Raw genomic sequence first — 9,105 nt, 5'->3', positions numbered from 1 at the left:
ATAAAAAAAGAATTGATATTGGATTGAGATTATATTAATATCTTTCGAGGATAGTATGTACTATTCACTAACTAATGAAGGATGTAAAAAAGAAGATATTTATTAAAATATACTTTTAAATAAACTTTGAATATTAAAGAGCCGATTTATTCTTAACGGGCTAAAATCTGGCTCTTTTCTTACCGTGGTTTTTTTCTGAAATAAATGTTAATTGCGAGGAGAGGATATCGGCGTTTGGGAAATGCCGATATATAGGGAGTGTATTATTAACTCTTTCTTTGCTAATCATAGCTTGTGTATTACAGGTCTGGGAGAGGATACTAGGAAATGATGGATGCAATTATAGAAATTTTCATAAAATTTATTATGATTTATTGTATAGGCTGTTTTGGTGGTAGTTTGTTATGGAAAATAAAAACAGATTGAAAGGAAAGGAGATTCAATATGAGCCTTTCACTCCAAAAAAAGATGTTGCAGCGGGTTGAAGAGAAGGAAATGCCATACTGTAATGATGATCCATTGGCTATTGCAAAAGGAATTAGAAATGGATTTCTAATGGTAATGCCATTTTGGTTAGTTGTATTGTATTTAGCTATATGAAAACTACATAACTACGAAAGGGTGAAAGAGATGATTGTTTCGAATGGAATTGCTGATATTCAAGCGAAAAAGCAAGCACATGAACTCGCAATGGAAATGACAAAACAAGTGCTTCATGAAGGCGCTGGATTAACGTGGGTGAGAACTACACATTCATTTTTAAGTGGAGCAATCCTTTATATTAAGGATAAGGAACAAGCTCATTTATCCGATTTGAAGGCGTTTGTTGTACAAGGTGAGAAGAAGGACGGCTTTTTAGAATATATCACTAGCCATTTGTAAAAGGATCATCCTTCTTATCATGCTTTTCAAATCATGTTAGTGTGTAAAGAATCGACGCGTGCTCTTTGTTCTTATCCTTTTTGGATTTTGTGTGAGAGCAATAGAGAGGTGAGATAACAAAATGAGTTTAATCATTCCACATTATTTACTTGTAGGCGGATGTTCGAAAGACAAAGTGTTACAGGCACATAAAAAAGCGAAAGAAATATTTAATCCGAAGGGTCAAACAAATACATTGGTAAGTCAGTTGAGAAACGTTTCCTTTGTTGTACTTTGTGATGGCAGCCATCATAGATGGAAAAATGAAGATGAATATATGAAAGCGAAAACTGCATATATTCGTTATCTTGTAGAGTCTGATATTCAGTTTGTAGAAATGGCAACACAAGAATTTATTTCTTAAATGTATGCAAAAGACCCAAAAAGCTAGAACAACATACTTATCATGTGGAAAGAAAAAACAGCGTATCATTAGTCAGCCGATCGATTGCGGATTTTACAAGGATGGAAGAAGACAACTCTATGGATTAGAGCCTTCAGGACTAGAAAAGCATCTAAAAAAAATTAAAAAGGAGCAAGTAATTCTTCATATTTGATGCAAAGGAAGTGAGACTTTGGCATCTAATTAGTTTGAAAAAGAACTAGAGAAATCCACTAAAGTAGTTGTAAAGGAGTTGCGATTGGTATCGGTTATTTATGTATCAGCTGGAAGATGTAGAGAGTCAGAGTCAGAAAATTCAATTTCATTTAGATGGACCAGAAGAGAACTTGGATTATCTAGTCAAAGCGTTTTGAAGTGTATATAAAAACGCTAAAATTATAGAAAAAACGATGGAACACATTTCGTTTTCACGTAATAAATTGTTTGGTGGTGCGGTTGGCGGGAAATGAGATTACAGACGAAAAAGTCCTATCACTTACTTAATATAAAACTGATAAACTAGGGATACCGCTCCATGTCCATCAACTTAAAATCTTGACTATCCCCACGTTATTCTTTCTAAAAAGCTAAATAGAAAGGGTGAAGTTTTTTAATAGATTCTTAAGTCGATCAACATATATGGTGCCTCCTAGGAGTTGATACATATGGAAAACAAGATCTCATGTATATGGAATTTCAAAAAAATTAAACTACCAGAAGCTTAAATCTTATATCAAACACATAGCCGATTATCAACAAGAGAGAAGGAGCGGTAAGTATGACAACAATTTTAGTATTAGAAGGTGAGATAACAAATCGTAGTTTTATTACATTAAATATGAAGCGTGCTGGCTTCAATGTTTTAGAAACCGATACAGGTGAAAAAGCTCTTGAGCTTTTAGAAAATCATAATGTTGATATTGTAATACTTGATGTTATGTTACCAGGAATAGATGGTTTTCAAGTATGCAAAAGAATACGAAAAAACAATGAAGAGATTGGTATTATTATATTAACGGCACGTGTTCAAGAGAAAGATCAGGTACACGGTTTGACAATTGGAGCAGATGATTATATTAAAAAACCATTTAGTATAATTGAATTAGTAGCACGTGTACAAGCATTGCTAAGAAGGGTAAAAGAAAATAAAAGGGATATGAAATTGATTCATTCGGGACCATTTCAGTTAGATCTTTTGCAAGAAAAATTATATAGGGATGAGATAGTAATTGATTTAACTCCAACAGAGCATATTATTTTACAATATTTAATGGAAAATTCCATAAAACCAATTTCACGTGATGAACTCTTAAATAAAATATGGGGTATAAGTTGTGTAGGTAACACAAAAGTAATAGATGTGAATATTAATCGTCTTCGTCAGAAGATCGAACCTAGTCCTTCTGATCCACAGTTTCTCCTTACGGTATGGGGAAAAGGATATCAATGGAAAGGAAGTAGACGATGAGGCGGAAAATTAGTTTGTACTTTATGAATGTCATAGTTTTAATACTTTATTCTATTGGTAGTAGTTTTTGGCTTTCCATTTATCGTTATTATTACAATGTAATAGTTCGCGATATAGAATTACATGCGGAAACGAGTACACGCTGTATTTTCAAGTATAACTCATTTAATTATAACTATTTTATCTTTTTGGGAGTATATCCCATCACCATCAAGTTAATGATTTCATTGACTCCCCTTTATAAAGTATATAAAACAAAGAAAATAAAGCTTGAAAATATCGAATTTCGTATCAATGTTTTATTATTTTCATAACATAAGTATATTCTTTTGTATGCATCATTATAATTATATAAAACGATGTTATTAGAAGAATAATTTGGGTTAGAATACCAAGTAATATCACTTCTTTATTTAAAATCACATCATATATGATAACTCCAAAACAGATAAAAAGGATGAAGTAAATAATAGGTTTATAAAATGAAAAGGGCCCCTATTCCCTAGGGGCTCTTTGAGAGAGAACTTCACTAACTAACTAAATTAATTAGTGGGATACGGATTAATTTTAACATATAGATAGCTTATCTGAAGGTAACAAAAAGTTAACAGAGGAGATTTAAAAGAGTATATTGCGTGATCTGAAGAAATCTTATGTTTTCCACTTTGATTTAAGGGGGAATATATAAGATTTTTGGTTCTGTGACCCGTTTACAGAATTATACTGATAACTAATATATTTTAATAGTCCGTACCCCGTAAGGAAAATCTGCGATACGACCGATTGCCCTTGATGTGACCGAACACGGCAGAAATGATGTTTAGAATCAACATTTCAATTGATATTATATTTTGAAAAAATAATGAAAGTGGATAATATAGATGCCCTAATATAAGGTGAAATTGTACATAAAACCAGTCAAGAAAAGGACACATTATAGGGCCAGATTGGAGAAAATCAATAGTAGCACTGTGAGTTAGAAAAAGATGAATAAAATTCAAAATGCAATTTTACAGATAAGTACTTCATTATGAAGAGGAGGCTTTTTTTATGTTATTTTTTTCTCTTTTTTTCAAAGTACCTACAAGCGATTTTATTGATATAGTTTATTTATTAATAATAATTACAAATTAATATTGACTTCCAAATGGAAGGTGTTATCATTTAGTTGTGCTTAACTTTCATTCCTATGAGGTGATGAGAGAGCGCAAAAATCAAATATGTTAATTTGTTTCAATAAGTTAATCAAATTATTTGCTGCTTAATTAAAAATGGAGAGGGGAAACAAATATGGACACTAATACCAATGCTAATACTGGAGGATGCCCATTTAGTCAAGGTGGCGTTACTAGTAACAAATCTAGTGCTACGACTAATAGAGACTGGTGGCCAAACCAGTTGAACTTGAACATTCTTCATCAGCATGACCAAAAATCTAATCCTATGGGAAAAGAATTTAATTATGCTGATGAATTTAAAAAGCTAGATTATGAAGCTCTTAAAAAAGATCTTCACGATCTAATGACAGACAGCCAAGATTGGTGGCCTGCTGACTATGGACACTATGGTCCAATGTTTATCCGTATGTCTTGGCATGCTGCAGGAACATACCGTACTGGTGACGGACGTGGAGGCGGCGGAACTGGTAACCAACGTTTTGCTCCACTAAACAGCTGGGCTGATAACGCGAACGTTGATAAAGCACGTAGATTACTATGGCCAATCAAGCAAAAATATGGTAACAAGATCTCTTGGGCTGACTTATTGCTTCTAACAGGTAACGTTGCTCTTGAATCAATGGGTATTAAGCCTTTTGGTTTCGGAGGTGGACGCGCAGACATTTGGCATCCAGAAGAAGACATCTACTGGGGTACTGAAACAGAAATGCTAGGGACTAACCGTTACTCTGGTGAAAGAGAGCTTGAAAATCCACTTGCTGCCGTTCAGATGGGTCTAATTTACGTTAACCCAGAAGGTCCAGACGGTAAGCCAGATCCAATTGCAAGTGCTCACGACATTCGCGAAACCTTTAAACGTATGGGTATGAATGATGAAGACACAGTTGCATTAATTGCAGGCGGACATACTTTTGGTAAGGCACATGGTGCAGGAGATGCTGCACAAGTTGGTCCAGAGCCAGAGGCAGCTCCAATTGAAGCACAAGGCTTAGGTTGGTTAAGTTCATATGGAAGTGGAAAAGGTGGCGACACGATCACTAGTGGTCTTGAAGGTGCTTGGACTGCTAACCCAACACAATGGGATAACGGATACTTTGATTTATTATTCGGATATGAATGGTGGTTGACTAAGAGCCCTGCAGGAGCATATCAGTGGATGGCTGTAGACCCTGATGAAAAAGACCTTGCACCAGATGCAGCAGATTCATCCAAGAAAGTTCCGACAGTTATGTTTACATCTGATTTAGCACTCCGTCATGACCCAATCTATGAGAAGATTTCACGTCGTTTCCATGCAAATCCAGATGAGTTTGCTGATGCATTTGTTCGCGCATGGTTTAAACTTTTACACCGTGATATGGGTCCTAAAGCAAGATATCTCGGTCCAGAGGTTCCACAGGAAGATCTTATATGGCAAGATCCTGTTCCAACTGTTGATTATGAATTAACAGAAGAAGAAGTAGAAAAAATTAAAGTACTAATTCTTGACTCAGGACTTACCATCAGCGAACTAGTTACAACTGCTTGGGCTTCAGCAAGCACATTCCGTGGTTCAGATAATCGTGGTGGCGCAAATGGTGCACGTATTCGTCTTGCTCCACAAAAAGATTGGGAAGTGAACCAACCGAAACAGCTTTCAAAAGTCCTTTCAGTACTAGAAGACATTCAAAGTCATCTTGAGAAAAATGTAAGTCTTGCTGACTTAATTGTACTAGGTGGAACTGCTGCGGTAGAAAAAGCGGCTAAAGAAGCAGGTTTTGATGTGACTGTTCCTTTCGCCCCAGGACGTGGTGATGCAACTGAAGAGCAAACTGATGCAGAAAGCTTTGACGTGCTAGAGCCTGTTGCTGATGGTTTCCGTAACTATCAAAAGAAAGAGTACAGTATTAGTACAGAAGAGCTTCTTGTAGACAAAGCACAACTACTAGGCCTTACTGCACCAGAAATGACTGTCCTTATTGGTGGTATGCGTGCTTTAGGTACAAACCATGGCGGCACAAAACACGGTGTATTCACTGATCGTGTAGGCGCACTTACTAACGACTTCTTTGTGACCCTACTTGACATTGGTGTAGAATGGAAGCCTGTTGACGGAGGCGTATACGAAGGACGTGACCGCAACACAGGTAAAGTAGTAAGAACAGCAACTAGAGTTGACCTAGTGTTCGGGTCAAACTCCGTTCTACGTGCGATTGCAGAAGTTTATGCACAAGATGATAACAAAGAAAAGTTTGTACGTGACTTTGTAGCTGCTTGGGTTAAAGTAATGAATGCAGATCGTTTTGACCTTAATTAACTGTTATTACGATTGATAAGAAAGAGTCACCTGAGATAAACAAGCAGTCTTCTCAGGTGTGCATTTTAGCTGAAAGTATTGCCTATGATCATAACGATTACTAAAAAAGCAAAAAACTAATTATCGAATAGATAAAGATATTTTTATAAAACTATTCTCATATTTATTCTCAACCATTATTCATGTTGGGTATTCGTTGTTCTGTGACGAATACCCATTTTTCATCTCCAAGTAAGGAGGTTAAATATTATGAATGAGTAACGTTTTTTTGTACTTAGGGCTAGTAAAAATTCTTAAGTTGATGGGCGACTGGGCCCCTATATGCGGTGTAAATCTCCATAGAGATTATAATGCAGCTATCAATATCAAAAATGAAGCAATACGCCGCCTATTAGCATTCGCATAAATAGCAATAAAATAACCTTTGGAACAAGGGAATTAGTTCGGCTGTCTTAGGACTAATTCGTTAGCTATCAAAAGTAAAAACTAACTATAAGTCGCTTATACTTTTTTTAATTACAAAAGTAGTTCCAAAACTTTCAAAAACTATTTTTATTATTGAAAACATTTTAATATTGTAATTAAGAAAACAAGGGTAGACCATATGAGAATTTAAAAGAATGTGGAAGCAGTATCATTTTCTGATGGGAATGAATTGAAAATTGAATATTTCGCTACTAAAATTATGAATGTTAAAATCGATGTTATGCCTTTACCGCTATATGTAGTATTGGCTGCTATTAATTATGGAGCATCTGTATATAATAAATTACCAGCAGATATGATTGCTGGATTTACAGTTATTAGGTAAAAAAACCTACAAGAAAAATTTTTTTTGTAGATAGCTTGTTTTCTTTCATCCTTATAGAACTTTGATCTTTATGTAAGGTTATTAGATAGTTTATTTAGCTTTTAGATTATAAGAAACAAAAATAAATTTTTAAAGATTATAGGAGTGTGTTAATAATGATCGTAACAACAACTAATACTATTCAGGGTAAAGAAATTATTGAGTATATAGACATCGTAAACGGTGAAGCAATTATGGGTGCAAATATCGTACGCGACATCTTCGCTTCTGTTCGTGATGTTGTAGGTGGCCGTTCTGGTGCTTATGAAAGTAAATTAAAAGAAGCTCGTGACATTGCGATGGAAGAGATGAAACAACTTGCAACTCAAAAAGGAGCAAATGCAATTGTTGGTATCGATGTAGACTACGAAGTGGTTCGTGATGGAATGTTAATGGTTGCGATAAGCGGTACAGCTGTACGTGTGTAAATAAATAGAACAGTCCAACAAGGATGAAACAAAGGGGAAGCAATTAATTCACTAGCAAGAGCAATATTTATTGGGAAACACGGAGCATAGTAGTTTTTTATTACAAATATTATATTGAGGCATCCTCAGTATTTTGAAAAACACGTTAAGAGTTTTTCCATAGATAATTTTACTATGTTTTCAATTGTAATACATGCTATTCTAACGTTGATAGATACTTAAAATAATTCAAATGGACAAGATGAAATCGAATATTGATTTCATCTTGTCCTATTTCGAATTTATTATATATTAATTACACATTAAAATTCATCATCACCAATTAAATTTCCTGCATCATTATCTTTAGTAAGTCTTTGCTTCAAGTAATTTTCTTTTGTAGTTCTATCATTTTTATGGCCAACTGCAGCTGCTATAACATGAGGTGCTAGTCCCTTGTAATCATATAAATACTGTACATAAAAATGTCTAAAGAAATGAGGTGTGATGCGTATATTCTCTGTAAATTGTAGTTTGGTCTCTTTGATGATCTTAGAAATATACTGAGATAGATAATTCTCTCTGTAGGATGTATGGTTCTTTGTTTGAAATATAGTCCCACCGTTTTTATTTCCAATATCAATAGGCAATCGCCTGCGTATACGAAACTCGACTATACGATTAAAGATTTCTTTATTAATAGAAACAATCCTCTCATCATCACCTTTTGTAGCCACCGTTAAGTAATAACGGTCACGCATTGAATCATACTCAAGATCTTCCCACTTTGCATGCGAAACTTCCGCAACACGTAATCCCGTAGTAGCTAGGACCGATAATAAAGCATAATTGATTTCATTATCCTTATAGTAATAAAGCAACTGTTTCACTTCCTCATATGATAACTCGCGTTTTGGTTTATGTTGTTTATTAACGGTAGTACTTAGAATTTCCACATGAAGAGGTTCCTGGATATATTGAATTTCATATAGCCATTTCAAATACGAACGGATCACACCTAGTTTCCGACTAATCGTAGATGCTTTGTATTTTTCTTTTGATTGATAGGAGATTGCCTCCTCGGATAACCATTTTTGATAGTTACGTATATGTCGCTTTCTTAAGTTCCTCCACACTTGACCCTCTACATAATCTTTAACATCTTGCTGCAGAAATTCTGTACTTTGTTTGATGAAAAAATAGAACTGGCTTAAGTCACGTGCATATAGAGTCCTGGATGCATCCTTTATACGTTTTTCTTGGTCAAAATGTGTTTGCCGATTTAAATAGTAATACAATATTTCTTCATCTGAAAATCCCTCATATGTATATGAATCTTCTCTTTCGTTATTTTCCTTTTTAAATTCAGCTTCATTTATATAATCTTGATTCCATATCGCAATTATGTTTGAGAAATTTTGTTTTTGTTTCTCTATATTTTCTAAATAAGTTTCACTATGAATTGTATTTAAATTAAATTTCATTGTTAATCAACTCCATATTAATTCCCTTTATACCTAATATTATAACTGATTTACATTAAAAGTTACTTACAAAGTAAGATTAAATTTTATAAAAATGAAAACATGTAATAAGCATAGAA

7 protein-coding genes and 2 pseudogenes are annotated in these 9,105 nt (G+C 34.3%); 8 read left to right on the top strand and 1 reads right to left on the bottom strand.

Features of this window, described 5'->3' with window-relative positions:
• Positions 1–444 precede the first annotated feature (444 nt).
• From COC96_RS27660 to COC96_RS23315, 8 genes and pseudogenes are all read left to right on the top strand, one after another.
• Entirely contained in the window at positions 445–600 is a 156-nt protein-coding gene (locus COC96_RS27660) for a hypothetical protein (RefSeq protein WP_176538829.1), read from the top strand.
• Positions 601–630: 30 nt separating this feature from the next.
• Positions 631–882: a hypothetical protein gene (locus COC96_RS23355; RefSeq protein WP_225316052.1), complete on the top strand. Its 252-nt coding sequence runs from the start codon at positions 631–633 to the stop codon at positions 880–882.
• Between the two features lie 121 nt (positions 883–1,003).
• Positions 1,004–1,285 carry a hypothetical protein gene (locus COC96_RS23350; RefSeq protein WP_098269813.1) on the top strand — a complete coding sequence of 94 codons (282 nt, stop codon included), beginning with the start codon at positions 1,004–1,006 and terminating at the stop codon, positions 1,283–1,285.
• 796 nt (positions 1,286–2,081) lie between these two features.
• A complete protein-coding gene (locus COC96_RS23335) occupies positions 2,082–2,771 on the top strand; it encodes a response regulator transcription factor (RefSeq protein ID WP_098269811.1) in 690 nt (229 codons plus the stop codon).
• Positions 2,772–4,061: 1,290 nt separating this feature from the next.
• Positions 4,062–6,245, top strand: a complete 2,184-nt coding sequence (gene katG / locus COC96_RS23325; RefSeq protein ID WP_098769482.1) for a catalase/peroxidase HPI — start codon at positions 4,062–4,064, stop codon at positions 6,243–6,245.
• 319 nt (positions 6,246–6,564) lie between these two features.
• Positions 6,565–6,651: pseudogene (locus tag COC96_RS28600) on the top strand (RNA-guided endonuclease InsQ/TnpB family protein); the annotation flags it as partial.
• 216 nt (positions 6,652–6,867) lie between these two features.
• A pseudogene (locus tag COC96_RS23320) lies at positions 6,868–7,050 on the top strand (hypothetical protein); the annotation flags it as partial.
• A 161-nt stretch (positions 7,051–7,211) separates the two neighbouring features.
• Positions 7,212–7,523, top strand: a complete 312-nt coding sequence (locus COC96_RS23315; RefSeq protein ID WP_000637485.1) for a heavy metal-binding domain-containing protein — start codon at positions 7,212–7,214, stop codon at positions 7,521–7,523.
• Positions 7,524–7,825: 302 nt separating this feature from the next.
• On the opposite strand, the gene COC96_RS23310 is transcribed toward COC96_RS23315, so the two are convergent.
• A complete protein-coding gene (locus tag COC96_RS23310; RefSeq protein WP_098769480.1) occupies positions 7,826–8,986 on the bottom strand; it encodes a tyrosine-type recombinase/integrase in 1,161 nt (386 codons plus the stop codon).
• Positions 8,987–9,105: the final 119 nt, after the last annotated feature.

The sequence above is a fragment of the Bacillus cereus genome (assembly GCF_002577405.1).
GTDB classification, from domain to species: Bacteria; Bacillota; Bacilli; order Bacillales; family Bacillaceae_G; genus Bacillus_A; species Bacillus_A cereus_AU.
Note: the sequence above shows the minus strand (reverse complement) of the source record. Positions and strands in the feature narration are given on the sequence as shown.

What these genes read in the sequence shown, in the direction of transcription:
- COC96_RS27660 (WP_176538829.1), top strand. Translation starts at nt 445, where the DNA reads ATGAGCCTTTCACTCCAAAAAAAGATGTTGCAGCGGGTTGAAGAGAAG.
- COC96_RS23355 (WP_225316052.1), top strand. Translation starts at nt 631, where the DNA reads ATGATTGTTTCGAATGGAATTGCTGATATTCAAGCGAAAAAGCAAGCA.
- COC96_RS23350 (WP_098269813.1), top strand. Translation starts at nt 1,004, where the DNA reads ATGAGTTTAATCATTCCACATTATTTACTTGTAGGCGGATGTTCGAAA.
- COC96_RS23335 (WP_098269811.1), top strand. Translation starts at nt 2,082, where the DNA reads ATGACAACAATTTTAGTATTAGAAGGTGAGATAACAAATCGTAGTTTT.
- katG (WP_098769482.1), top strand. Translation starts at nt 4,062, where the DNA reads ATGGACACTAATACCAATGCTAATACTGGAGGATGCCCATTTAGTCAA.
- COC96_RS23315 (WP_000637485.1), top strand. Translation starts at nt 7,212, where the DNA reads ATGATCGTAACAACAACTAATACTATTCAGGGTAAAGAAATTATTGAG.
- COC96_RS23310 (WP_098769480.1), bottom strand. Translation starts at nt 8,986, where the DNA reads ATGAAATTTAATTTAAATACAATTCATAGTGAAACTTATTTAGAAAAT.